Raw genomic sequence first — 23182 nt, forward strand, 5'->3', positions numbered from 1 at the left:
ATTATTCTAACTCTGTAATAAACCTATAGCCAATTGATCTGATGGTTTTGATATGATTACCATAAGGCTTTATTTTTTTCCTTAAAGAAAACATATGCACATCAATATTTCTATCATACACCATGGCATCTTCACCTTTGATTGCATCTAATAGCTGATCTCGGGTATACACTCTTTCAGGCTTACTGATAAAACACCAAAGCATATCAAACTCAGTTTTGGTTAAATGAACTTCTTTTCCATCCACTTTCACAGCCCGTGCAGATTTATCAATGACCAAGGTTTTAAATTGTATCGTATCAGTATTGTTTTGTGAGCTATGCTGATAACGCTTGAGAACATTGTGAACTCTTGCCTTTAACTCTCCACTGCGAAAAGGCTTGGTCACATAATCATCTGCGCCTAAACTTAAAGCTTTAACCACACTCTCTTCATCTGATTTGGCCGAGAGCATGATAATCCCAATTTTTTTAAAGTCTGTATTTTTTCTAAGTCGCTTGCATACATCCAAGCCATTGATTTTAGGCATCATGATATCCAATAACAGTAAGTCTATTTGAGAATTTTGCGCTAAAAAGTCCAAAGCTTCCTCACCGTCATAAACCTGAAAAACTTTAAATTCTTCTGCTAGCTGCGCCGCCAATATATCTGAAATATCTTTGTGATCTTCCACCACCAAGATCTTTTTCTGAACCATTGTCACCAGAATTATACTGAAAGCCGTTAAATGTGAAGTTAAAGCTTATTCACTAAAAAAAACCTTTAATCTTATAATTTAACCTTTTGTCTTTGCTGTTTTTTTTCTGATTGCTTTTTCTTTTCATCAATTCGTTTTTGCTTGGTTGCTTTGCTGGGCTTGGTAGCAACTCTTTTTTTTGGTTTTTGATTTAATTTTTTTAAGCGTTGAATAAGCGTATCAATGGCTTTTTGTAAATTGAGTTTTTGTGACCGTTCTGTGGTAGCCATAATCACCATACCCGTTGGAATATGCGTTAAGCGAATACCGGTGGCTTTTTTATTGCGATGTTGTCCACCAGGACCAGAACGACGGATTCGCTCTACCTGTAACTCTTCTTTTTTCAGTTTAGGCGGCATGTTTTACTTTTACTTTTTTAGTATCAACTGTTGCCCTATCCTTTGCTTTTTTACGCATCCAATACAAACCTATAAAAATAATACTCATCCCCAGCCACTCGGTTATATTTGGAATATGACCTTTGGCTAGAAAATCCAAAGCAATAGCCACCAAAGGTACGGTGTAAGTGACACTGGCAGCACGTACAGATCCCCAAGTATGCACCAAATGAAAGTAAAAAAACCAAGCAATGGCTGTAGAAAAAACGGCCAAGTACAACAAAGCCCAGGTGCCTGAAGGCTCACTCAACCAATTCTTGGGCCAAGACTCCCCCATGACAAGTGCAGCTGGAATAGACACCAAACATCCACCCAAGCCTTGTGCAAACATAGACCATTTAGGCCCCATAGAAGCCCCTAAACGTTTAATTAAATTGGTCCCTAAGCCATAAAAGATTGCCATACATAAAATAGCCAACAAACCTTTGAGTTCACCCACATTTTGCGTCTGCAACAACGGTTTAGAAAAAATAAAAAAGATACCCACAAAACCTAAGCTTACCCCAACCCACTCTTGGGCTTTGGGTTGATCAGAACGAAAAAAGCTAATGCCCCAAACCGCCACAAAAATTGGAACGCCACTATTAATCATTGAGGCCACTGCTGGCGCCACATACTGCTCACCCCAAAATAAACAAATCCATGGGATACCTAAGGCAATACTTCCACTTAGAACATACAATACAAACTCTTTTTTATTGCTAAAGCCTTTGCTTTGGGTCAAGACTGCCGCCAAACCCATTAAAAGACTGGCAAGCCCCATTCTAACGCTGGCAGCAATCATGGGGGGGAAAACATGCAAAGACTGTTCAATAGCAATAAACGATCCACCCCAAAACAAGGTCAGTAGAATAAAGCGTAAAGTGTTCATGCCCATGCATCTATCATTACTCAATGACAAATGGTATGCTTTTTTGTCTACTTCAAAAATTTGGTCAAATACAATTTTAATTGCAAATGGATAAGCTATCAATCCATTGAATTAACTCTACATAGGATTTTCCCAAGTAATGCTCCACTGCATCCAATACAAAACCATCTTGTTTGGGTTGTGGACTGGCCAAATCATGGGGATGTTGTTCGTCCATTGGCTGTTCAGGTTCTGCAATATTCAACGTAAAAATTTCAACTTTTTGATCAAAACCAAAATAATCTGACAATCTTTGTATTTGTCTTGAAAGTTGTATTTCACTGTGTTTGGCCTGCTCAATACCTTGTGCAATTTTTGCCTCACCCCCCACAAACATGCCCACACCTTCTTTATAAAAGAACGGTTGCTGTTTGACATCTTCTAAATCATACTCAACGGCAGGTAGTACTGCATGCCAAAGGGGGTCACCATCTGACAATAGAATCATACCTCTGTGAATCTCAGCAGGTCTTTCATAAAAAGATTGTTCAAACATGGTTTTTGCTTTTTCTAGAGCTTCTAAAATATTGGTCCCACTGCCTCGGACTAAAGAGGTGATATTTGTTATACTTTGATGGATGGTTTCTTCATCACCGGTTAGTTGCTGCTCATAAACAACCCCATCGTTGAACACAATAAAACCAATACGTATGGCGTTTTCATCAACCTCATAGCGGTCTATCTCAGCCATGAAGGCATCCACCACTTCTTTAGTTGCTTCAGACGAAACACTACCAGAAATATCAATGACAAAGACAAAGTCTGCTTGCACACACAATACTTTATCTTGATTGTATATTTGAGCATGAGCATGCTGAACCATCAGAATTAATACAAACCCAATCAACCTAAGCCAAGTGCTCGTGAACAGCCTTTGTTTTATTGTTTTTTGCATCTTATTCCCCCCGGATTTTAAATTTTGCAATAGAGATGATTTCTCTTAGCGTTTCAGTAAGTCTAAAGTATTGAACTTTAGACCTACTGTACGGCTAAATATTTAACGCTTAATGAATGGTTTGCATCCACTCTGGCAATGGCGCAACAGTACCTGTCGGTTTTTGTTTTCTAGCTTGCGCTGCAGCCACTACTTCATCAATATCTTCAGTACGGATAAACACATTTTTAATTTCATGAACATGATTTTTTCCGTCAATTATCACCAAAGACTCTTCATTTATTTTTAAACGCTCTTCATCAAAACTTATTCTAGGACCGTCAATTTCTACCAACTCACCTTCATTGATTGTATACAAGCTTACATCAGAAGTACCAATCGCAGACAAATCGTAAACAAGTTCATTATCTAAATTTTGAAACTCTGATGTGTCTTGTGCAAAGGCTGTCCCAGCCAAAAGTAGCATTACAACACCCATTAAAAGAAAATTAATATTTTTCATAGATACCCCCATGGTTTGGTTACATTATTAAAATTAATTGTATATTGTCTAACATAATAAATTCTTATATGTCAAATCAAAAACTTCATCAAAAAAACCCTAAACACCTAATCTTTATTTAAAATTGAATTGGCACGTCTTATTGAAATGATGACTTGGTCAAGTCTATAAACCTCTCCATCATACGGATTCATCTGTATGGCATCTTCTTCATCTATTTTTAGCTTCTCTTCATCAATCCTAGGATTGTATTTTTCTTCAACAATCAATAAAGTTCCTGGTTCTGCCTCAGGTAAATCAAAATCATCTGAGTTGTGAGCCTCAGACAGTTCCTCTATGCTTTTAACATAGGCACTACCTAAACTCATCCAGCGGCCATTTTTCTGCACCAACAACTTGTAATGATATAAATTTTTACCTTTCAAGGCTTGTGCAATTTCTTGATTAACACGCATATAGTTCTGAGCATGTGCTAAATTAGAGACCCCCAGTACCATTGCAAAAATAAAAAATCCTAAATGTTTCATTGTATCAACTCCTAAATTTTAAGGCAGGCATTGTTTGTCTGAAATAAAAACCATCCCCTGATCATACAGACTTTGCTTGAGCAGCAATTAAAGCAGCTAACAGGCTAGCTCAGTTGTTTCTCTTAAACATAGTTAATTTTGTTTTGCGTCATTGTCAAGCCGTTTTAAAGCCGTTAAATTATGGCTTTATGAGAGCTTGGGCAGCCTGTAAAGCCTACGTGGCTTCTATTCATCTTCTTGGCTAGCAAAAGGATCACGCTGACCAATAAAGGCTTGAACCGTTTCAAATTGTAAATATGGATTATCCTTTTTTTCTTCTCGCATTTTTCTTTGCTTTACATCAGCATAGTTATGGCCAGGACATAAAATCACTTCATCATCAACCTTACTTAAACGATGATACAAGCTCTCATAAAGTTTTTCTGCATCGCCTCCAGGTAAATCGGTTCGGCCACAGCCCCCTATAAATAAAGTATCTCCAGAGACCAACCGTTCATCTACCATAAAACATTGAGAACCCGGCGTATGTCCTGGGGTGTGAATGCAGCGAATAGGAATTTGTCCAACGTTAATAATGGTTTCATTATCGGTTTTAATGGCGGTTTCCTTAAATTCTCCCAACCATGGCATTTCATCCTTGTGCATGTGCACCTTAGCTCCAGTTTTGGCAATCATATCCTCTACCCCGTTGATATGATCTGGATGACCATGCGTAATCAAAATATCACTGATCTGATAACCTTCTTGCTCCGCTAGCTTGATAATGGCGTCCACATCCCAAGCTGGATCAACCACGGCTGCTGTTCTGGTTTTAGGATCACCAATCAAATAAATAAAATTGGCCATGGGACCAATTTCAAACTGTTTAAAAAAAATGGGGTTGTTATTCATTGTACTATCTTTACCTCTACTGATGTGTTGGATATCAGCCTTTCCTCAGCCAGAGCCGCCCGATCAATCATCGCCAAGGCCCAATCTTCTTGTTTTACTTGATCATGCCCAACACTACTTACACTTCCTATCACCTTGTCTTCATTGCTTTTATACAATGTATTTCCAACTTGTAAACTGTTCAATGGGGCTTTTAGGCTTAATAATTTACGCGCTACCCGTTCCCCTCTTGCGTGTACTCTTGCTACAGTTTCTTGCCCCAAATAACAACCTTTGTCCAAAGCCACGCCTTGCTTTAAAAAATCACTTTGTAACACCAACATTCCTGGTTCAACATCTTGCTGCCACTTTGGCCAGATTTGGGCAATTCTATAGATATTCCATAGATCATCACTCATATATTCTATACTTTTCAGTAGATCATCTTCTTTAGATGAAGCAATTTCATATTTATACAGTACCAGTTGATTAACCTTGATCTGATGTTCAATACAATCAATGCTGGTAGACAGTGGTTTAAACGCAAAATAACTGTGTTGCTCTGGCATAGCCTTAAACGCCACCTTCATTCTTAACTTGTATTGATTGAGTATATTTATAACATTATCCACCATAGTCGTATGCATGTCCAAACAGAAACCCCCTTCACTCAGACTTACCCAAAAATAAGCTTCCACACCGCCTTTTTGATTAAGCAGACAAGAGAGAAAAGCCTGTTGTGGATTTTGCTGGCACAGCTTAAGGTTTTGACTCAGTAAATTATTTAAAAACTTTTCTGCATCTTCGCCTTCCACCTTGATAAAAGCTCTGTTTTTTCGTTGATAGATTTGCATGTCTTGACCTTATGTTAAAAACTATACACACTCTACCCTAATGTCCACGCAAAAAACTTTAAACTTAAAACAAAAAAAATTATTTATCTTTGACCTGGATGGCACCCTCATCGACTCTTCTTTAGATATTTGTAATAGTCTCGCAGCCGCATGCAATAAACTAGGCATCACCCCCCCAAGCATTGATGAACTCAAACAATATTTACATCAAGGCAGCCGACAAATTCTTTTAGATTTACTCAAAGATCGGGCTCTGGCCAAAAAAGTTTACCCTCACTTCACCCACTTTTATCAAAAACAACTTCTGGTTCACACCAAACTTTACGATCAAGTTGAATCTATTCTTACGACTGTCAGTCAATATGCCAAAATTGCATTGATGAGCAATAAACGTGAAGCACCCTGCCACACCATTTTAGAGGGTCTTAATATCAAGCATTTATTCAGCATGATTGTAGGAGGTGACACCTATCCAGTAAAAAAACCTCACCCCCTGCCTTTACAAAAAATCTGTCAACATCTTGCAATTGATAGCAAAGACTCGGTCATGATTGGCGACAGCCCAGTAGATATTATTGCTGCCCAAAAAGCCAATATGGATAATATTGCGGTCCTTTCTGGTTTTACCGCTAAAAAACCGCTTTTGGATAGCATGCCTAGCATTTACCTCAATCATGTTTCTGACATGATTAATTATATATAGATATATAGGTAAATATTTTTATTGTTCTCTTTAAAGCTAATAATAACAATATCATTATTGATTTAATCTTTTAAAAAGCTTATTAAAAGAGATTTCAAAGCTTTTGTTGCAAACTAAATATTCTTTGACATTTATATGTGCTCTAAGTCGTTATGGTTTTTCATTTAAAGCAGTTTTCTTTTTAATCTTGGGCGCTTATGAATTATTGAAAATTGTACTTGATTTACTGGCGTATTTTGCCATAAGTTAAAATACATATAGTGCATGGTTATGTACCTTAACCAAATGCCCTACATTGAGTTTATTCGACCAAAGGACACAGCAAAAACAATTAAAACTGCGTCCAGGGGGTTTTATTCTCAAAAAGAAAGATTGAATAATAAACTGTTTTAGGAGGACCTATGGAAACATCCGCGATTAACCGCTCAACACCCAACTCATCTTCGCGTAAAAAGACTACACAGAAAAAAACCAGTAAAGGCTTAAATTTTAAACGTTATTTTACACAAGAAGGTGTACATCCGTTTGATGCTATTGAGTGGGAAACACGTGAAGCTTTGATTGCCAATGAAAAAGGAGAAGTGGTTTTTTCACAAAAAAATGTTGAGGTCCCAAAATTTTGGTCCATGTTGGCCACCAATGTTGTGGTCTCTAAATATTTTAGAGGCACTTTAAATACTCCTAGTCGCGAAACTTCTGTTAAACAACTGATTTCACGTGTTGCTAAAACCATGGCAGCTTGGGCAAAAAAACAAAATTATTTTGCCAGTACCCAAGAAGCTGAAATTTTTGAAGACGAATTAACGCATCTTTTGGTTCACCAAAAAATGGCCTTCAATTCTCCAGTTTGGTTTAATGTTGGCGTTGAAGAGCATCCCCAATGCTCTGCTTGTTTTATCAACTCAGTTGATGATTCAATGGCTTCTATTTTAGATTTAGCAAAAACCGAAGGGATGTTATTTAAAGGTGGCTCAGGTACAGGCACCAACTTTTCTAGTATCCGCTCTTCTAAAGAAGGTCTAGCTGGTGGTGGTGAAGCTTCAGGTCCAGTTTCATTCATGAAAGGCTATGACGCTTTTGCCGGTGTCATTAAATCTGGTGGTAAAACACGCAGAGCTGCTAAAATGGTTATTTTAAATGTAGATCACCCTGATATTGTTGATTTTATTCAATGCAAAGAGCTAGAAGAGAAAAAAGCTTGGGCACTGATTGATGCTGGCTATGATGGTTCTTTTAATGGTCCTGCCTATGGTTCTGTCTTCTTCCAAAACTCCAATAACTCTGTGCGTGTGACAGATGAATACATGCGTGCTCTTGAAGAAGATCGCAGTTGGACAACGCTTTCTGTTGTTGGCAAAAAACCTGTGGAAACCATGCCAGCTAAAGAAATCATGCAAAAGATTGCTCAGTCAGCTTGGATTTGTGGTGACCCAGGTCTACAGTTTGATAGCACTATCAATGACTGGCACACTTGCCCCAATACAGATCGCATTCATGCTTCAAACCCATGTTCTGAATACATGTTTCTCAATGATACGGCTTGTAACTTGGCGTCATTGAACCTCATGAAATATGTAAGCCCAGATGGAAAATTTGATGTTGAGTCTTTTAGACATGCCGCAAGAACAACCATTTTAGCGCAAGAAATCATTGTCGATAATGCGTCTTACCCTACCCCCATGATTGAGAAAAACAGTCATGATTACAGACCTTTGGGTATTGGGTATGCCAACTTGGGCGCTTTGCTAATGTCCATGGGCTTAGGTTATGATTCTGATGAAGGTCGAGCTCATGCTGCTGCCATCACAGCTATCTTGTCCGGCCATACCTATAAAACATCTGCTGAAGTTGCTGCTGACAAAGAACCTTTTGCTGGCTATGCCAACAACCGTGAACCTATGCTAAAGGTGATTCGTAAACACGCTGATGCTGTAAATGATATTGACCAAAGTTTGGTTGATCGTGACTTGTACTTGGCAGCTCAAGAAGATTGGGAAGAAGCTTACAGCTTGGGTAAAAAATATGGTTTTAGAAATTCGCAAATCAGTGTGCTTGCCCCCACAGGGACCATTGGTTTTATGATGGACTGTGACACCACCGGTGTTGAACCTGACATTGCTTTGGTAAAATACAAAAAACTTGTGGGTGGTGGTTACTTAAAAATTGTGAATACCACTGTTCCTATGGCACTTAAAAAACTAGGTTATGATAAAACTCAGCGTGAAGATATCTTGGCTTATATTGAAAAAGAAGAAACCATAGAAGGTGCCCCACACATAACAGCAGAACACACAACCGTTTTTGACTGTGCGTTTAAACCCATGAACGGTGAACGTTCTATTCATTATATGGGCCACTTAAAAATGATGGGAGCTGTGCAACCCTTCATTTCAGGTGCTATTTCCAAGACAGTTAACTTACCTAATACCGTGACAGAAGAAGAAATTGCTCAAGCCTACATTGATTCATGGAAAATGGGTTTAAAAGCGGTTGCTGTTTATCGTGATGGTTGCAAGCGTTCACAACCCTTAAACACTTCTATGGATAATAGCAGTGAACAAGCCAAAACGGCTGTAACGGCAAAACCTTATCGCAAGCATCTTCCAGATGAGCGTCAGTCTATCACGCACAAATTTTCTGTGGGTGGTTACCAAGGCTACATTACTGTGGGTATGTTTGAAGATGGTAACCCAGGTGAAATCTTCTTGGTTATTTCTAAAGAAGGTACCATCATTTCAGGAATGATGGACTCCTTTGCAACCGCTATTTCTTTAGCATTGCAATATGGCGTTCCATTGCGGGTTTTAATTGATAAATTCAGCCACACACGTTTTGAACCTTCAGGCATGACCAGCAATAAAGAAATTCCATTTGCTAAATCTTTGGTGGATTATATTTTCCGTTGGATGGCTTCTAAGTTTTTAAGCCCCAGTGAAAAAGCGCAAGTGGGTATATTGTCTGAAGATGCTAAGCAAGCTGTTGAACAAGCAGAAAAAGCCCTGAATACTGCCACAACAACAGAAACAAGCAGCAATGCTGTTGCAGGCGCAGAACTGGCACATGATGAGTCTAATTGGTCTATCCAAGTTCAGCAAGATACTCCCCCCTGTACAGAATGTGGGTCTATGACCATCAGAAGTGGTGTCTGTTATAAATGTCAAAACTGTGGTGCCACCAGCGGTTGTTCATAGAACATCCTTTCATCAATGCTATGATAAAAAAGGGAGCTTAATCGCTCCCTTTTTTATTGGCCATCTTTAAAAAATCTGTATATTTTAACTTAAGATTTTATCTTCAACCTTTAAAGGAGGTCATGATGTTTTGTTGTGAAAAACTATGTGCGGGAATCAACAAAAAAAGTGCTTGGATCACCAGCATTGTTGTTTTTATTTTTATCTTTGTTTCTGACTTTATCATTCATGGAATATTTTTAAAAAGTGCCTATGAACAAACTTCCCATTTATGGCGAACTGAACAAGGCATGCATGATCATTTTTTATGGATGCTTCTGGCTCAGTTCCTGATTGCCAAATTTTTTACTTTACTTTACGCCCGTGGTTGTGAACAAGGTGGCATCAAAGAAGCCTTAAGGTTTGCTTGCTTTATAGCTCCCTTTGCCATTGCTCCGTATTTCATCCAATATGCGGTAATTCCTTTACCTGCCAATATTTTATGGGCTTGGGTTGGGTTTGGTATTTTACAAATTGTTGGCGCTGCTGCAGTGGTTGGCTTGGTTTATAAAAAATAAATAGCTGGGTCTTAATGCAAACAATTGATCTCAACAATTTTCCCCATCTAGATTTTGCTCAAAGTCACTTAGAATTTTGTCAACCAGAACATTACCCCCAACTCCAAACTATTCTCAGTGACACAAAAACCATGCAAAATTTAATGTTCATGTCCAATCACAATAAAGGGGGTTGGACATTGGAACAAGTTACTGAACGTGAAACCCGTTGGAATAAATTACGTGAAGAAAACAAAGATATCAGCTACATCATTAAAGATAAAGCGTCTGAAAAAATTGTAGGAACCTGTGGCTTAAAAGATGTCAGTTTTTTGCACCAAAGTGCTGAGTATGGAAATATTATTCATCACCCCTATTGGGGAAAATCTTTTGCAGCAACAGCACATTACTTGGTATTGGATCTAGCATTTTCACAATTAAACTTACATAGAATTCAATTTGTCACTTCAATTCACAACACAAGAAACATTACATTTAAGAAAAACTTAGGGATCACTCAAGAAAGTATTTGTAAAGAAAGTATTTATAACCCTCAAACTCAAACCTTGGATGACCAAGTTATTTTTAGTTTAATGTCTTATCAATGGCCAAAGGTTAAACAAAACTTGTTAAAAAAAATACAAAAACAAAGCCAAGAAATTTCTTTTTAAAAGCGACAAACGCAAAAAAGCCAAGCACTGAGCTTGGCTTTAAAACACTTAAAAAGCTTAGATTTTTATTCAAAATATTTTTTATTTTTTTCAATATAGGGTTGCCATTTCTCTGGTACTTCTTCTTCAATAAAAATGGCATTCACTGGGCACGCTGGCTCACAGGCTCCACAATCAATACATTCTTCAGGATGAATATACAACTGTTCATCAGAATCTTTACCGTGAATACAATCCACAGGACACACTTCAACACATGCTGAGTCTTTCACACCTATGCAGGGTTCAGTAATAATATAGGCCATTGTCTGGTCTCCCTTCAAACACTAAATCAGATTTGGTTTCACACATGCTCTCACTTCCACGAAAGCTTGATTATGATACCATTTGTAGCTGTACTTGCAAATCTTATCTCTTGTGTTTTAAAATAACGCTTACCATTTGTTTACGTGCAAAAATATTCAATATTGTTTAGAGTAGCTGCTATGAAGATTTACACCAAAACCGGTGATAGTGGTGAAACCTCTTTGTTTTCTGGAGGCCGTGTTCAAAAAAATCATCCTCGGGTGCGTGCCTATGGAGAAGTTGATGAATTGAACAGCTTACTTGGCTGTGCCCTCAGTTTTTGTGTACAAAAAGAAATTATGAGCAAACTTATTCGCATTCAAAATGAACTGTTTTCTCTTGGTGCTGTATTAGCAAGCCCTAAAGAAAATGAGTATGTTCAAAAACTTGAAAGCAAACATATTGAAGCCTTGGAAAAAGATATTGATGCCATGGAATCTCACCTTCCTGCCTTAAAAAATTTTATTTTACCCGGTGGCACCCAATGTGCCGCATTTTTACATTTTGCACGGACGGTGTGTCGCCGAGCAGAGCGCATGTGTCTTGACCTACATCAACAAACTGCAATAGATGCATGGATTATCCAGTATCTAAATCGCTTATCAGACTGGTTGTTTGTTTGCGCACGTTATGAAAATCATTTAAATAAAGCCCCTGAGATCCAATGGCAACAACCTCAAGCATAAAAATTTCTTGATGCTCTTCAAAACAATTGTGCTTAACTTGCTTGCGTTATATGATAGCTCTTACTGATGCTTGAAATAAACCATAAAAATGACATTATCATACCCTTTAAAAAAATAGGTGAACCCGGTTGGATTGAAAAAACCAAACTTATTATCCAATCTTATGCGGATGTGTGGGGAGAGAAAACACCTAAAACAAAAACTCAACAATCCATTGATCAACTTGAACAAAAACTAGGAACCCAACTGCCTGATTCTCTCAAATTATTTTATACAGAATTTGGTGTTGCTGATATCGGAGAACAACTGCTGGATTTTTCTAAGATTGGTTGGTTAAAAAATATTTGGGCAAAAAATCCAGAGCAGGGACCCAATTTCAGTAAAGAAGAGTTGTCTATTCTGCCACATTTGGTTGTATTTAGCGATTACCTTGGTAACGGCAATATGTTTTGTTTTCATAGTAAAAACAAAGCGGTTTATTATTTTGATCACGATCAAAAACCTCTACTGCAAAAACTGTTTAATAGTGTGGATGACTATATCAAAGGATGTTTAATTTTTTCTCAGGCAGCTTTGTGCAATGAAAACCTACAAGAAAAAGTTGATAGCTGGGTAGAAGCTGTTGCCATTGATTGCTTTGGTAAATCTACAGTTAAAAAGTGGCGTTATTAAAATACTGTGCCGCAAGTAAACTGGTTATTTAAATCAAAGTAGCCCTAAAGCAAGCTATAACAAGCTTCTTCAGCGTATGTGCCTTTTGCTACAAATCAAATAAAAATTTTCTTAACTCTCAAAAAGACCCTTGAACACAAACCAAATATTTTCTTTGCGTTCTTTTAAACGTCTAACAAAATAAGGTAACCACTGTTGACCAAACGGTACGTAGACGCGAACAGGATGCCCTTCACTGGCTAATTGGGCAATGGTAACCCGTCTTAAACCATACAGCACTTGAAACTCATACAAGCTTTTGTCTACCTTGTGTTCTTTAATATAAGACAAGGCCCAATCAATAAGCTCTTGGTCATGGGTAGCAATGGCTGCTTTACATTGTTTGTTCCACAGGATTTTAACCAACTCTTTATAGTTGGCTCTAATTTCATCCATATTTTGATAAGCAATGTGCTTTGATTCTTTGTATGCGCCTTTACATACTCGCACTGAAGCACCCATCTCAGCCAAACGTTCTATATCTTGTTTACTGCGATGCAAATAGGCTTGAATCACAATCCCTACACTCTGACCATGCTTTGCAAACAACTGTTCAAAAACAGCAATTGTTTTTGATGTATGGGATGAACCTTCCATGTCAATACGAACAAAATTATTGCTCTGTTTGGCTTTGGCTATAATATCATCTACTTGTTGTAAGCAAAAATCTTGCTCCAAATCCAAACCCATCATGGTTAACTTTAAAGACACATTGCTATTGAGCTTCTCCTCTTCAATAGTATCTAAAAGATCTAAATAAGCTTGAGCAAAAGCTTGCGACGCAACTTTATTATCAACATCCTCACCTAAAACATCCAAAGAAACTGCAATCTTATCTTGATTGAGTGCTTTAACAGGTTCAATAATATCCGCTACTGTTTCTCCAGCAACAAAACGTTTGGCCAACTTTGCTAAAAATCCCATTTGCTCTCCATATATTACAAGGGGATCTTTAGCAACTGTTAGACCCTGTGTCTTACAGTTGTTTATGCAGAGCCCCCTTCTTGACCAGCTTTGCATAAAACATTCTGGTTCGTTCCTCACAAGAATGTCTAAAAAAACGTGGTTTTTGATCCTATTCATAAAGCTGTACTTATAAAGAGCAAGGTATAACCTTGCCATGATCTAGTACAACTTACACCCTTAGGCTGCCCCACCCAGAAGGTTTATTTATCAATGCTCACTATTTCCAATTCGCGCTCACCCCCTGGGGCTTGCACAAGCGCAATATCACCTTCTTGTTTACCAATCAATGCTCGTGCAATAGGTGAATTAATAGAAATATCACCTTTTTCCAAATTTGACTCTACATCACCGACTATTCTGTACTTCATTTCTTTATCTAAATTAGCATCGTACAAAGTTACAGTTAATCCAAAAACAACCTTATCTGTAGACAAACCACTCACATCTATAACTTCAGCACGCGCAACCTGATCTTCTAAAAATCTAATTCTTGCTTCTACCAAGCCCTGCTTTTCTTTGGCGGCATGATATTCTGCATTTTCTTTTAAATCACCATGACCACGGGCTTCTTCAATATCAGCAGATATCTTTGGTCTCTCTACATTTTTCAGTTGATTCAATTCTTCTTGTAAGTTTCTCTTACCTTGTTCTGTCATAGGTACACGATCCATAAACTTATCCTTTCGTCCAATTAATATAAAGGGAGATTATTACAAACAGCTGTCTCTAAGCCCAATATCTTATTATACAAAGCTGCTATCCTTTTTCTTTTTGTTATTTAGTTCATCTTGAACTGTTATATGTATGCCTTAGCCTACTCAACTATTCTCTCGCCACCATCAACACCTAAAACATTACCCGTTAACCAATGGGTATGCGGTAAAGATAGTGCAAGAATTGTGTCTGCAATATCTTGTGGTGTCGTTAAACGTTTGTAGGGATTTTTCTGGCTAGCAATTTCAATCATTGCATCATTGCCAGGAATTTTTCTTAAAGCTGGCGTATCGGTTACGCCTGCCATGATAGCATTGGCTGTGACTTGCATTGGAGCTAACTCTAATGAAAGTTGTCTGATATGTGATTCCAAAGCAGATTTAGCAGCAGACACAGCGCCATAACTTTTCCAAACTCTTTCTGATCCAGCGCTGGTCATCGCAAATATACGACCACCTTTTGCCAATTGGCCAGATTTAACTAAATCTTGCACCCAATACACCAAAGAATTGGCCATAACATCCATGGTCATATTCATTTGTGACTCTGTCAGTGCTGACTCATCAATAAAGGGTTTCAAAGCGCCAAACGCTAAAGAGTGTAAAACAATATGTGCACCTTGACCGCCACTCACTTCTTTAAGTTGCGCAATTGCCTCTTGACGTTTTTGCGCATCTGACGCATTCATATTATTAAAAACAGCTTGCACACCATTGGCTTCAATTGCAGCAATCGTTTTTTCTACTTCTGGCATGGTTGATTTACGATCCAAATGGACACCATAAATATTTACGCCTGCTTCACTTAAACTTTTAGCTACCGCAGCTCCAAAACCGCTAGAAGCACCTAGTACCAAAGCCCACTTACCTTTTAAATCTGAAAACTGATTATTCATTCTTCATCCTTTATACCATTAATAAGAAAAAGCACCTGCAATTTTATTGTGATGCTATATCTAACTTGAGTCAGGCTATATCTAACAGTCTAATCTTATCCGTCAACAAAAAATACAGCCTTTATTTTTCAAGCACTATACCTTTGTTTTTATATTTTGACAGCAAAAAATGCTTTAAAAGCAATGATTTACCTAAATCTTTAGGCAGTTCAGGCTGCTTCTGGGCATCAACTATATTTTTTAAGAGTTCATATTTGATATGCACTGGATACTGAGGATCAGCTAATTTTTCTAAAATATAATGTTCTGAAACATCATTTAAAGGTTCCCCTACAAAATTGGCAATAATTGCTTTAATATATGGATTATTGTTTTCATCTTCTAAAATAGAATCGCTCCCAATGTAGTACTCTTGCCCTAAATTCAATGTATTTTGTTTATCTTTTGGTTACTGTTTTAAAATACTAAAAACAAGAAGCGTATTCACAAACAGTAAAAATAACAGAATGTTTTTCTTTCTACTCATTTGTATTTCTAAAATGTTTAAACAACTCGATCTGTTGACCTAAGGGAACAGCTTTCTCTCGGTTTTTAGGCACTTGAATATGCTCTAAGTCTATCGTTGCAATACTCAAAGGATCGACATCATAAGCTTTGTCTTTTAAATGAGCATCTAGTAAAACTCCGCCCATATAATAATAAGCACTTTTTTGATACAAACTTGCAAACTTTTTCACTCTACTTAGAGTATTATCACTTACTTGCACAATGGATAAATCTTTTACAGCTATAGCTAAAGATACATTATAAAAAGTACTGTTCTGTATCTGAGCTAAACTTGCTTCTCCAACACTAATTCCTTTATCCCTATTGTTTTTAAAGAAACTGTTTTTAATATTTACTTGGCTGCCCATCATATCTAAGCCGTCATTACCGGTATCAATAAACTGACTATTGATAATTTGACCTTTGGCATAATCCAAATCTAAACCATCGGCATAGGCTTGCGCATAGACGCAGTTATCCATCAAAAAAGACTTAACATGTTTTAGATTGGCCATATCATCATAAATATGATTATTTTTTAGATGCACATGAGAAAAACCTACCCTCTTTGCATTGTATATAGACAACATGCCCGTGTAGTTAACGCCATTGTAAGCTGCTCCACTACCATTTTCTATATGAACATGTTCCATCGTAACAGTATTTGCTGATTGAACAACAACAGCCCCAAATGCTTTGTTTTTATCCAGAGCATAAATACGAATAGGCTGTGCTTGACTGCCTTTAGCAACAAGATCTCCTTGTATGATTAAATTTTTTCCTGGTGCCAAAACAATATTGGTTCCAGGCATAATCTGAACTTTTTGACCTGGAGGAAAAATCTTATCTTCCTTAAAGTTGTACTGACCAGGACCTATCACAACATCTTCTAAAACTTTTACCTTTGGATCAATATTGTAATATTGATTGTTTTTTAGTTTATGTTCTTTTTCAATGGCGTTGATTTTTACATCAACATCAAACTTTCTCTCTGTCACCAAGTTAACAAACTCTAATTTTTTTGGCTTAACTTTAGACTTTAAATCATAGTAATAATATTTTTTTTGCCATTGTGCTTTAAAAGAAGAATGCCATATTTTATATGGTTCTATACTAACCGCTGGGTATAAAACGCTTGGCTTTTGATCGTCTATAAATGAATAGATACTTTGACCATCAATGTTTTTTAATTCAACTGCTGATTCTCCCATGATACTGAGTTTTAATTGATATTTTGATCCTGTGCTTATTAAACTTGCTTCTACATTAACATCATTTAAAATCTGCTTTAAGTTTTGATTTCTTGCATAATAGTAATCACCTATTCTTCTATAAAACTGATCTATGTCTGATCGTTTTTGTTCTAAAGCTGTTCCCACCTCTGTCCAGGGATCAAGCTTAATCCAAATGGGTCTATGAATGTGTTTTGCATATTGATAAAGAGGCAAAACTTCTTTTTTTAAAAAATGCAGCGTATTAAGTGTGACTTCTTGCTCTTCATCAAGTTTTAGCAGTTGATATAAAATCTGATTTTTCCTTAAATACAAATCTGAATGCTTAAGCACATTCAGTTGTGGCAATGCCAATGGCCAAAACAAATCTTTATCATCTGCTTTTGCTCCTTGACCATGTCCCCACATATCCCAAGCTATTGCTCTTAATTTACCATTGGCTGGATCATGTAAAAGCTTCCAATTGTGCAACCGGTCTGTATGTCTACTACCAATATAATTTTCCAATGCCATGAGCTTTAACAAACTTTCAACATCAAAATATTTTTCAAAATTTTCTCTGCTGTTAGGACTTGCTTGTAAAAAACCATCTTGTAAGGCTTGGCTGCCTTGTTGCCACCAAGAAAAATCATCTCTTTGAATGGCATTGTTGTAACTGACTTTTTCCCAATACTGTTGCTTAAACCAAATATCTTCCTTGGACTCTTTAACCACAATGCCTTTGGCTTTACTGACGGGCTCAACCTCACCAGAATAGACATCTCCTGGAAGTTGTTTCTGTTTTCTTAACCATGCTTCTTCCAGTGAACCCACAAACTGAAAGGGCCCCCAATTTTCACCATTGACAAAAACCCTTACAAAGGCAACATCTTCACTGAGTAAACCTATGGTTGTTGCCAATTGCGCTCCTATGACCCGCTCAAATCCTGTGGCACTTCTTGGGTTGATCAAGTTAAACTTTCTATAACCCAAGAAACTCTGGCCTTTGGGCATTTTTATTTTAAGGGAAGGTGTTTCCACCCCCCAGTGATAAGAGTAATCTCCTCTTACCCTGACTTTTATGGGTTCGTACTGCTGTGCCCAGGTTTTGGATAAAGCATTTTTCCAATCTGCTGTGGGCTTTTGCTTAGACTTTCTCCAAGCATCCAATATATTTTGTGGAATTTTTAATTCTATGCTGGGTATGTTGATTTTTCCGATACTGGGCCGCCAGGTCAAAGCATTGTAAATATTGCTTTTGGTCTGTTCTTTGATGTATTTATTTTTTTGTTGTTTTTCGTGCCCGGTTAATGGCGCACCATCACGGACAGCTGTAGAAAAACGTTGTATATCAAAATACAAACGCAAATGACTGCTTGTAAAAAAGGTCCCTATAAAGATCAGCACAACCATAAAAAAGTGCATGATTGAAAATGAAGAAAAAATACGCATACAATTTTTAGGATACTTTATCCATCTTCATTTAATTTGCCTAAAAATTATCCAATTCAAACCATAAATTTAGATCACGATACTGACATTAGCTTGTCAAGCTCACTTTTTTTTCATAATCTTTGCCCAACATGGATCAGTTATTTTCTTATTTTGACTACAGCCAACTTCAATCGCCCCCCATGGGATCTTTTGATATGGTTCGCTTGAGTATGGCTATTGTTCTGAGCTTCATATTGAGCTTGATGGTCAGTAAATTTTACCAACGTTTTCATCGCAGTCGAGGCCTAGAACTTCACTTTTTAATTTCATTGGTTTTACTGAGCATGGTTGCTGCCTTTATCATGCAAGCTGTGGGCAATAACTTGGCCAGAGCTTTTTCTTTAGCTGGAGCTTTATCCATTGTCAGGTTTAGAAACGCCGTTAAAGACATCATTGATATTGTTGCCATTTTCTTTGTCATGGCCATAGGAATTGCCTGCGGGGCAGGATTTTTTGCTTTAGCAATTTTATCAACTGTACTTATTAGTTTTTTATGGTGGGTCATCAGTGAGAGCATGTTTGCCATGACCCATGAACAATTGATTACCTTACAATTTAAAGCTTCTACTCCAGACTTAATGATTCAAACCTTTAAAACTGATTTTAAAAAAACTGTTTTGGCTGCGGATTTAAGACAGATTAATCAAGCGCAAAACAATGAAAACCTTTATACCTTTGATTTAAAACTTAACGGTAAAATTCCAGCAGACCAATGGTTTGAAAATCTCAAAACATTGGTAGAGCGTAAAAATATCGCTGCAAATGATTTTTCTATCTACCTCTAAAGAGTTATGCGCATAAGCTCAAGAATAGAGTTAAAATATCCCTGTTCAGAGGATCATTTACAAAAAATTAAAACGATTTTGTGGAACCATCCCAGTTGGCAATTAGACAGCCATTGTCATGATCAAAAACCCTACTGGGTGGCTTCCTTGTATTGGGATACACCCAATTTAATCAATTATCATGACTCCCAAGATGGCGTCTTAAAAAAATCAAAGTTGCGTTTACGCAGCTATGCCAGCTCAGACATCAATGACACTGGTTTTAAAGTTATAAAAGCTGAAGTGAAACATAGACAAGGCAGAGTATGTTACAAAGCCGTTAAAACTTTACACCCTCATATCCTTGAACAAGACAATCTATTACACAATGATTGCCAGTCTATCTTTGGCCCAGATCTCTGGCATTTTTATAGAAAAAATACGCCATCCTATAAAAAACAAAGCTTGCAAGCTGTGGTTACCGTATTGTATGAACGACTAAGCTTTATTCACAGCAATCAAAAAAGTAGAATCACTTTAGATTCAAATATTATTCCCTTATCTCCAGATTTATTTTTAAATGCTTTTACACAGCGCTGCCAGACACAAAGCATGCTTGGTGTTTTGGAGTTAAAAGATTGTGATCTTAAATATGCTGAAATCAATAAAATTATTGCTTTAAGTGATTCTAAAAAAGAAAAATTCTCTAAATACAATCAAGCTCTAGATACAATTGTACAAAAATCCATTTTCCCTATGCTTAATAGTATTTGAACAGCAATATATTTACAATTTTAGTAGACCTTGTATATCATTTGTTATGCAACTTTCGTCAGAATCTGTCGTTGTCATTACCGGTGCTTCAAAAGGCATTGGTCGGGTTACGGCTTTACGTTTAGCTCAATACAAATGCAATTTTATTCTTGTTGCAAGATCTGAGAACCTTTTACAACAATTGACCCAAGAATTAGCGCATATAGGCGCTAAAGCCATTTACATTGTGGGAGACCTTTCAAAAAAATCTACGGCAACAAAAATAGTCCATTCAATTCACCAACAATTCAAACGTATTGATGTACTCATCAATAACGCTGGTTACGGGTATTATGCCCCCATTGAACAAATCAATGATAAAAATCTAGAAAATATTTTTAGATGCAATCTTTTAGCGCCCTTATGGTTGATGCAAAAGCTAGCACCCTTATTTAAGCAGCAAGGTTATGGACATATTGTTAATGTCTCGTCTGTTATTGGTATTCGTTCTATCCCTGGGAGCAGTGCCTACTGCATGAGTAAATTTGCGCTCAACGCCTTAGATGAATCGGCTTATCTTGAGCTTAAACCTTATGGAGTTAACTTCAGTTTAATTTGTCCAGGGCTTACCAAAACAGAGTTTCAAGAAAACTCTAACAATCCCCATTTAAATCCAGGCTTATCAAACAAGCTTGGTGCAAGCGCAGAGTCTGTAGCAAAAGCCATAGATCATGCCATTGCATCCAACAAAAGAAGGGTCTATTTGACTTTTTGGGGAAAACTATTAGTCTACTTACAACGCTTGTCCCCGTCATTGCTTGATTGGATCATGCTTTACCATTATAAAAAAAGATCCCAAGAAAAAAATGCGCCTCAAGCTTTCATGCACAATACAAGGAAGTCTTCATGAATAGAAAAACAAAAGTTATTGCCACTTTAGGCCCAGCAAGTTCAAGTGAAAAAAATATTGCTCGCCTCATTAAACTTGGGGTCAATATTTTTAGACTTAACTTTTCTCATGGTACACATGAGCAACATGCCCAGCTGATTAAACGGATTCGTATGCTTGCCCAAAAAGTCAATCACCCCGTGGGTATTTTAGCGGACCTTCCTGGACCCAAATTACGCTTGGGCTTATTTGAAAACAGTGAAACACTTTTTTTAAAAGCCAATAGCCGTTGGCTTCTGACAACAGAAAAAGTTTTAGGTAAAGAAGGCGTTTTACCGGTTGATTTTCCTAAGCTTCCTTCGTTACTAAGCAAAAATGATAAAATCTTATTGGCTGATGGCAAATTACAGTTGATTGTAAACAAAATTGAAGGGCAAAATATTTATTGTAAAGTGACGGTTGGTGGTGAACTTAAAGAACGTCAGGGAATCAATATCCCCGGAAAAAAACTGGATATCCCGGCCTTTACCTTTAGAGATAAAAAAGCCATTAAAATGCTTAAGGATGTTCAGGTTGATTTTATTGCTTTGTCTTTTATTCAAACTGAAAAAGACATCATCAATGTACAAAAAGAAATGAAAAAACTGGGCATTGATATACCGATCATTGCCAAAATAGAAAAACCTGAAGCCTTACGTCGTATAGATAGCATTATACAACTGGTTGACGGAATCATGATTGCCCGTGGTGATTTAGGTGTAGAAATAGAAACTGAAAAAGTACCGGTGATTCAAAAACAGCTCATACGTTTGGCCAATAAGGCATTTAAACCCGTGATTACCGCTACTCAAATGTTAGAATCTATGACGCATAATTCACGTCCAACCAGAGCAGAAACAACGGATGTGGCCAATGCTATTTGGGATGGAACTGATGCTGTCATGCTGTCTGGCGAAACCGCTTCTGGCAAATATCCCATGGAAACCGTTAAAACCATGATTAAAATTATTAAGTATGCAGAAAGCCATCGTGATTTTTCTTGGCATCCAGATTTTCACGATCCAAAAAATCCACAACACTCCGTTTTAAATGCTGCTGCAAAAATTGCTGACCCAAAATTACATAAGGGTATTGTTACCTACACAGAGAGTGGCAACACCGCCATGATGTTATCCAAAATGCATCCAGAGGTCCCTATCTATGCCCTAACCCCGCATGCAAAAACTTGTCAAAAAATGAGCTTGATTCGTAATGTTAGAGCCTATATTAGTCCAGCTGCAGAATCTATGGATAATCTTATTGCCTATGGTGATCAAACCTTAATCAAAGAAAAGGTCTTTAAAAAGAAAGATACAGTTGTTATCACTGCTGGTTCAAAACTCAGCGTAGGTGCCACCAATATGATGAAAATTCATAACATTGGTGATTTTGTTTAGTTGTTTTGCAAGGGGGAATCTTTAGTCATTGTTAGACCATGTGTCTTACAATAACTTATGCAGGCCCCCCCTTCTTTGACCAAGACGCGGTCTCGGTCAAATTTAAAGCTATACTTGTGAAGAGCAAGGCTTTGCCTTGCAATGAGCTAGTATAACTTATGCCGCACCTTGCGGCCATCCCACCCGGGGAAAATTCAGGATAAACCTTCTTTTCTTTTCCTTCTCTTCAAATGTATTTGTTTGCTATTCATTCTCTAGTTTAATTTTGACAATCAAAATCTGTAGACGCTGCATGGTTCATCAGATATAAGCTATGCTATGTCTCAACCAGCACCCAGTTCGAGAACTCAAGTTAAACGCAGAGCCCATCGTGGCCACTATGATATTAAAACCATTTATTCTATTATTGATGAAAGTAAAATTTGCCATCTTGCCTTTATGGTAGAAGGTTATCCTGGTATTTTGCCCATGGCTTTTTGCAGAGTTGATGATTTTGTCTATTTCCATAGCTCAAGTAAAAATCGCATGTTCCAGTCTTTAGCTGACCATCCACAAATAAGCTTGGCTTTCACCCATTTGGATGCTTTGGTCTTGGCACGATCAGCCTTTCACCATTCTATGAACTATCGTTCCGTCATTGTATATGGCCAAGCACAGATGGTGACAGAGCAAGAAGAAAAACTTCTGGCTTCTAAAGCTCTGATTGATTTTATTGCACCTGATCGCTGGCCACAGATCCGCCATCCTAATGAACAAGAACTCAAAGCCACTGGTTTTTTTAAAGTAAGCCTAGCTGAAGCCTCTGCTAAAATCAGAACAGGTCCTCCTGTTGATGATGAAGCCGATTACGCTTTGCCCGTTTGGGCTGGAATAATCCCTTGTTCCTTAAAATTTGAAGACCCCATTCCTGATCCAAAAAACAACTAATTTTTTATTAAGAATATATACCTAAACTAAACCCTATTATAAATTAGGTTTG

The 23182-nt window shown here is 37.4% G+C and carries 25 protein-coding genes; 11 read left to right on the top strand and 14 right to left on the bottom strand.

The window, feature by feature from the left end:
* Position 1: 1 nt before the first annotated feature.
* From PKC21_08015 to PKC21_08050, 8 genes are all read right to left on the bottom strand, one after another.
* Positions 2-697, bottom strand: a complete 696-nt coding sequence (locus tag PKC21_08015) for a response regulator transcription factor (protein ID HMR25283.1) — start codon at positions 695-697, stop codon at positions 2-4.
* A 71-nt stretch (positions 698-768) separates the two neighbouring features.
* A complete protein-coding gene (locus PKC21_08020; protein HMR25284.1) occupies positions 769-1095 on the bottom strand; it encodes a peptide chain release factor-like protein in 327 nt (108 codons plus the stop codon).
* A complete protein-coding gene (locus PKC21_08025; protein ID HMR25285.1) occupies positions 1085-2005 on the bottom strand; it encodes a DMT family transporter in 921 nt (306 codons plus the stop codon). Before PKC21_08025 ends, PKC21_08020 begins: the two co-directional genes overlap by 11 nt.
* A gap of 76 nt (positions 2006-2081) precedes the next feature.
* Positions 2082-2939: a vWA domain-containing protein gene (locus PKC21_08030; GenBank protein HMR25286.1), complete on the bottom strand. Its 858-nt coding sequence runs from the start codon at positions 2937-2939 to the stop codon at positions 2082-2084.
* 109 nt (positions 2940-3048) lie between these two features.
* Positions 3049-3441, bottom strand: a complete 393-nt coding sequence (locus tag PKC21_08035) for a hypothetical protein (protein ID HMR25287.1) — start codon at positions 3439-3441, stop codon at positions 3049-3051.
* 107 nt (positions 3442-3548) lie between these two features.
* Positions 3549-3968 carry a hypothetical protein gene (locus PKC21_08040; protein HMR25288.1) on the bottom strand — a complete coding sequence of 140 codons (420 nt, stop codon included), beginning with the start codon at positions 3966-3968 and terminating at the stop codon, positions 3549-3551.
* A gap of 225 nt (positions 3969-4193) precedes the next feature.
* Positions 4194-4859, bottom strand: a complete 666-nt coding sequence (locus PKC21_08045; protein HMR25289.1) for an MBL fold metallo-hydrolase — start codon at positions 4857-4859, stop codon at positions 4194-4196.
* Positions 4856-5692 carry a hypothetical protein gene (locus PKC21_08050; GenBank protein ID HMR25290.1) on the bottom strand — a complete coding sequence of 279 codons (837 nt, stop codon included), beginning with the start codon at positions 5690-5692 and terminating at the stop codon, positions 4856-4858. Before PKC21_08050 ends, PKC21_08045 begins: the two co-directional genes overlap by 4 nt.
* Positions 5693-5732: 40 nt before the next feature.
* On the opposite strand from PKC21_08050, the gene PKC21_08055 reads away from it, so the two are divergent.
* The 4 genes from PKC21_08055 to PKC21_08070 all read left to right on the top strand — a co-directional run bounded on the left by PKC21_08055 (position 5733) and on the right by PKC21_08070 (position 10793).
* On the top strand, positions 5733-6395 hold the full coding sequence (locus PKC21_08055) for an HAD family hydrolase (protein ID HMR25291.1): 663 nt from the start codon (positions 5733-5735) through the stop codon (positions 6393-6395).
* Positions 6396-6796: 401 nt separating this feature from the next.
* Entirely contained in the window at positions 6797-9586 is a 2790-nt protein-coding gene (locus PKC21_08060; protein HMR25292.1) for a vitamin B12-dependent ribonucleotide reductase, read from the top strand.
* Between the two features lie 122 nt (positions 9587-9708).
* A complete protein-coding gene (locus PKC21_08065) occupies positions 9709-10143 on the top strand; it encodes a hypothetical protein (protein ID HMR25293.1) in 435 nt (144 codons plus the stop codon).
* 14 nt (positions 10144-10157) lie between these two features.
* Entirely contained in the window at positions 10158-10793 is a 636-nt protein-coding gene (locus tag PKC21_08070; protein HMR25294.1) for a GNAT family N-acetyltransferase, read from the top strand.
* Between the two features lie 65 nt (positions 10794-10858).
* On the opposite strand, the gene PKC21_08075 is transcribed toward PKC21_08070, so the two are convergent.
* Positions 10859-11098 (bottom strand): ferredoxin family protein, encoded by a 240-nt coding sequence (locus PKC21_08075; protein ID HMR25295.1) that lies wholly within the window; start codon positions 11096-11098, stop codon positions 10859-10861.
* Between the two features lie 180 nt (positions 11099-11278).
* On the opposite strand from PKC21_08075, the gene PKC21_08080 reads away from it, so the two are divergent.
* Together PKC21_08080 and PKC21_08085 are read left to right on the top strand one after the other, a co-directional pair.
* Positions 11279-11824: a cob(I)yrinic acid a,c-diamide adenosyltransferase gene (locus tag PKC21_08080; GenBank protein HMR25296.1), complete on the top strand. Its 546-nt coding sequence runs from the start codon at positions 11279-11281 to the stop codon at positions 11822-11824.
* 66 nt (positions 11825-11890) lie between these two features.
* Positions 11891-12496, top strand: coding sequence for an SMI1/KNR4 family protein (locus tag PKC21_08085; protein HMR25297.1), 606 nt, complete (start codon positions 11891-11893; stop codon positions 12494-12496).
* Positions 12497-12607: 111 nt separating this feature from the next.
* Here the strand turns inward: PKC21_08085 and PKC21_08090 are convergent, their stop codons facing one another.
* The 5 genes from PKC21_08090 to PKC21_08110 all read right to left on the bottom strand — a co-directional run bounded on the left by PKC21_08090 (position 12608) and on the right by PKC21_08110 (position 18319).
* Complete coding sequence (locus PKC21_08090; protein ID HMR25298.1) at positions 12608-13459, bottom strand: proline dehydrogenase family protein; 852 nt, start codon at positions 13457-13459, stop codon at positions 12608-12610.
* Between the two features lie 242 nt (positions 13460-13701).
* Positions 13702-14172 (bottom strand): transcription elongation factor GreA, encoded by a 471-nt coding sequence (gene greA / locus PKC21_08095; protein ID HMR25299.1) that lies wholly within the window; start codon positions 14170-14172, stop codon positions 13702-13704.
* A 143-nt stretch (positions 14173-14315) separates the two neighbouring features.
* Positions 14316-15110, bottom strand: a complete 795-nt coding sequence (locus PKC21_08100; GenBank protein HMR25300.1) for an SDR family oxidoreductase — start codon at positions 15108-15110, stop codon at positions 14316-14318.
* A 121-nt stretch (positions 15111-15231) separates the two neighbouring features.
* Positions 15232-15537, bottom strand: a complete 306-nt coding sequence (locus PKC21_08105) for a hypothetical protein (GenBank protein ID HMR25301.1) — start codon at positions 15535-15537, stop codon at positions 15232-15234.
* Between the two features lie 91 nt (positions 15538-15628).
* On the bottom strand, positions 15629-18319 hold the full coding sequence (locus PKC21_08110; GenBank protein HMR25302.1) for a CotH kinase family protein: 2691 nt from the start codon (positions 18317-18319) through the stop codon (positions 15629-15631).
* Between the two features lie 131 nt (positions 18320-18450).
* Here PKC21_08110 and PKC21_08115 point away from each other — a divergent pair, with 131 nt between their 5' ends.
* From PKC21_08115 to PKC21_08135, 5 genes are all read left to right on the top strand, one after another.
* A complete protein-coding gene (locus tag PKC21_08115; protein ID HMR25303.1) occupies positions 18451-19146 on the top strand; it encodes a DUF4956 domain-containing protein in 696 nt (231 codons plus the stop codon).
* A 6-nt stretch (positions 19147-19152) separates the two neighbouring features.
* Positions 19153-19899 carry a VTC domain-containing protein gene (locus tag PKC21_08120; GenBank protein ID HMR25304.1) on the top strand — a complete coding sequence of 249 codons (747 nt, stop codon included), beginning with the start codon at positions 19153-19155 and terminating at the stop codon, positions 19897-19899.
* A 46-nt stretch (positions 19900-19945) separates the two neighbouring features.
* Positions 19946-20788, top strand: coding sequence for an SDR family NAD(P)-dependent oxidoreductase (locus tag PKC21_08125; GenBank protein ID HMR25305.1), 843 nt, complete (start codon positions 19946-19948; stop codon positions 20786-20788).
* Positions 20785-22203 (top strand): pyruvate kinase, encoded by a 1419-nt coding sequence (gene pyk / locus PKC21_08130; protein HMR25306.1) that lies wholly within the window; start codon positions 20785-20787, stop codon positions 22201-22203. Before PKC21_08125 ends, pyk begins: the two co-directional genes overlap by 4 nt.
* 318 nt (positions 22204-22521) lie before the next feature.
* Positions 22522-23130, top strand: a complete 609-nt coding sequence (locus PKC21_08135) for a pyridoxamine 5'-phosphate oxidase family protein (GenBank protein ID HMR25307.1) — start codon at positions 22522-22524, stop codon at positions 23128-23130.
* The last annotated feature ends 52 nt before the right edge of the window (positions 23131-23182 follow it).

The sequence above is a fragment of the Oligoflexia bacterium genome (genome assembly GCA_035326705.1).
In the GTDB taxonomy this organism is placed as follows: Bacteria; Bdellovibrionota_G; JALEGL01; order JALEGL01; family JALEGL01; genus JALEGL01.

Coding starts and splice junctions, on each gene's coding strand:
- PKC21_08015 (HMR25283.1), bottom strand. CDS start 697: ATGGTTCAGAAAAAGATCTTGGTGGTGGAAGATCACAAAGATATTTCA.
- PKC21_08020 (HMR25284.1), bottom strand. CDS start 1,095: ATGCCGCCTAAACTGAAAAAAGAAGAGTTACAGGTAGAGCGAATCCGT.
- PKC21_08025 (HMR25285.1), bottom strand. CDS start 2,005: ATGAACACTTTACGCTTTATTCTACTGACCTTGTTTTGGGGTGGATCG.
- PKC21_08030 (HMR25286.1), bottom strand. CDS start 2,939: ATGCAAAAAACAATAAAACAAAGGCTGTTCACGAGCACTTGGCTTAGG.
- PKC21_08035 (HMR25287.1), bottom strand. CDS start 3,441: ATGAAAAATATTAATTTTCTTTTAATGGGTGTTGTAATGCTACTTTTG.
- PKC21_08040 (HMR25288.1), bottom strand. CDS start 3,968: ATGAAACATTTAGGATTTTTTATTTTTGCAATGGTACTGGGGGTCTCT.
- PKC21_08045 (HMR25289.1), bottom strand. CDS start 4,859: ATGAATAACAACCCCATTTTTTTTAAACAGTTTGAAATTGGTCCCATG.
- PKC21_08050 (HMR25290.1), bottom strand. CDS start 5,692: ATGCAAATCTATCAACGAAAAAACAGAGCTTTTATCAAGGTGGAAGGC.
- PKC21_08055 (HMR25291.1), top strand. CDS start 5,733: ATGTCCACGCAAAAAACTTTAAACTTAAAACAAAAAAAATTATTTATC.
- PKC21_08060 (HMR25292.1), top strand. CDS start 6,797: ATGGAAACATCCGCGATTAACCGCTCAACACCCAACTCATCTTCGCGT.
- PKC21_08065 (HMR25293.1), top strand. CDS start 9,709: ATGATGTTTTGTTGTGAAAAACTATGTGCGGGAATCAACAAAAAAAGT.
- PKC21_08070 (HMR25294.1), top strand. CDS start 10,158: ATGCAAACAATTGATCTCAACAATTTTCCCCATCTAGATTTTGCTCAA.
- PKC21_08075 (HMR25295.1), bottom strand. CDS start 11,098: ATGGCCTATATTATTACTGAACCCTGCATAGGTGTGAAAGACTCAGCA.
- PKC21_08080 (HMR25296.1), top strand. CDS start 11,279: ATGAAGATTTACACCAAAACCGGTGATAGTGGTGAAACCTCTTTGTTT.
- PKC21_08085 (HMR25297.1), top strand. CDS start 11,891: ATGCTTGAAATAAACCATAAAAATGACATTATCATACCCTTTAAAAAA.
- PKC21_08090 (HMR25298.1), bottom strand. CDS start 13,459: ATGGGATTTTTAGCAAAGTTGGCCAAACGTTTTGTTGCTGGAGAAACA.
- greA (HMR25299.1), bottom strand. CDS start 14,172: ATGGATCGTGTACCTATGACAGAACAAGGTAAGAGAAACTTACAAGAA.
- PKC21_08100 (HMR25300.1), bottom strand. CDS start 15,110: ATGAATAATCAGTTTTCAGATTTAAAAGGTAAGTGGGCTTTGGTACTA.
- PKC21_08110 (HMR25302.1), bottom strand. CDS start 18,319: ATGCGTATTTTTTCTTCATTTTCAATCATGCACTTTTTTATGGTTGTG.
- PKC21_08115 (HMR25303.1), top strand. CDS start 18,451: ATGGATCAGTTATTTTCTTATTTTGACTACAGCCAACTTCAATCGCCC.
- PKC21_08120 (HMR25304.1), top strand. CDS start 19,153: ATGCGCATAAGCTCAAGAATAGAGTTAAAATATCCCTGTTCAGAGGAT.
- PKC21_08125 (HMR25305.1), top strand. CDS start 19,946: ATGCAACTTTCGTCAGAATCTGTCGTTGTCATTACCGGTGCTTCAAAA.
- pyk (HMR25306.1), top strand. CDS start 20,785: ATGAATAGAAAAACAAAAGTTATTGCCACTTTAGGCCCAGCAAGTTCA.
- PKC21_08135 (HMR25307.1), top strand. CDS start 22,522: ATGTCTCAACCAGCACCCAGTTCGAGAACTCAAGTTAAACGCAGAGCC.